Source organism: Cytobacillus sp. EB106-05-05-XG126 (assembly GCF_058791715.1).
In genome coordinates this window covers 1-1,714 of sequence record NZ_JBYTDU010000040.1, presented here as the reverse complement: position 1 = coordinate 1,714, position 1,714 = coordinate 1, and the positions used below count along the sequence as shown (strand labels likewise).

At 54.7% G+C, this 1,714-nt stretch carries 1 rRNA gene; it reads right to left on the bottom strand.

The features are described from left to right. Positions 1–1,714: ribosomal RNA gene (locus AC3WTL_RS25620) — 23S ribosomal RNA — on the bottom strand; the annotation flags it as partial.

The window sequence follows — 1,714 nt, the reverse complement described above, 5'->3', positions numbered from 1 at the left end:
TTGGTTAAGTCCTCGATCGATTAGTATCAGTCAGCTCCACATGTCGCCACGCTTCCACCTCTGACCTATCAACCTGATCATCTTTCAGGGATCTTACTAGCTTGACGCTATGGGAAATCTCATCTCGAGGGGGGCTTCATGCTTAGATGCTTTCAGCACTTATCCCTTCCGCACATAGCTACCCAGCGATGCCTTTGGCAAGACAACTGGTACACCAGCGGTGCGTCCATCCCGGTCCTCTCGTACTAAGGACAGCTCCTCTCAAATTTCCTGCGCCCACGACGGATAGGGACCGAACTGTCTCACGACGTTCTGAACCCAGCTCGCGTACCGCTTTAATGGGCGAACAGCCCAACCCTTGGGACCGACTACAGCCCCAGGATGCGATGAGCCGACATCGAGGTGCCAAACCTCCCCGTCGATGTGGACTCTTGGGGGAGATAAGCCTGTTATCCCCGGGGTAGCTTTTATCCGTTGAGCGATGGCCCTTCCATGCGGAACCACCGGATCACTAAGCCCGACTTTCGTCCCTGCTCGACTTGTAGGTCTCGCAGTCAAGCTCCCTTGTGCCTTTACACTCTGCGAATGATTTCCAACCATTCTGAGGGAACCTTTGGGCGCCTCCGTTACTTTTTAGGAGGCGACCGCCCCAGTCAAACTGCCCACCTGACACTGTCTCCCGCCCCGATCAGGGGCGCGGGTTAGAATTTCAATACAGCCAGGGTAGTATCCCACCGACGCCTCCACCGAAGCTGGCGCTCCGGCTTCTCAGGCTCCTACCTATCCTGTACAAGCTGTACCAAAATTCAATATCAGGCTACAGTAAAGCTCCACGGGGTCTTTCCGTCCTGTCGCGGGTAACCTGCATCTTCACAGGTACTATAATTTCACCGAGTCTCTCGTTGAGACAGTGCCCAGATCGTTACGCCTTTCGTGCGGGTCGGAACTTACCCGACAAGGAATTTCGCTACCTTAGGACCGTTATAGTTACGGCCGCCGTTTACTGGGGCTTCGATTCAAAGCTTCGCTTGCGCTAACCTCTCCTCTTAACCTTCCAGCACCGGGCAGGCGTCAGCCCCTATACTTCGCCTTGCGGCTTCGCAGAGACCTGTGTTTTTGCTAAACAGTCGCCTGGGCCTATTCACTGCGGCTCATCAGGGCTATTCACCCTAATGAGCACCCCTTCTCCCGAAGTTACGGGGTCATTTTGCCGAGTTCCTTAACGAGAGTTCTCTCGCTCACCTTAGGATTCTCTCCTCGCCTACCTGTGTCGGTTTGCGGTACGGGCACCTTTTCCCTCGCTAGAGGCTTTTCTTGGCAGTGTGGAATCAGGAACTTCGGTACTAAATTTCCCTCGCCGTCACAGCTCAGCCTGTATGGTAACGGGATTTGCCTCGTTACCGGCCTAACTGCTTGGACGCGCTAATCCAGCAGCGCGCTTACCCTATCCTCCTGCGTCCCCCCATTGCTCAAACGGTAAAGAGGTGGTACAGGAATATCAACCTGTTGTCCATCGCCTACGCTTTTCAGCCTCGGCTTAGGTCCCGACTAACCCTGAGCGGACGAGCCTTCCTCAGGAAACCTTAGGCATTCGGTGGATGGGATTCTCACCCATCTTTCGCTACTCATACCGGCATTCTCACTTCTAAGCGCTCCACCAGTCCTTGCGGTCTGGCTTCAACGCCCTTAGAACGCTCTCCTACCACTGACATCG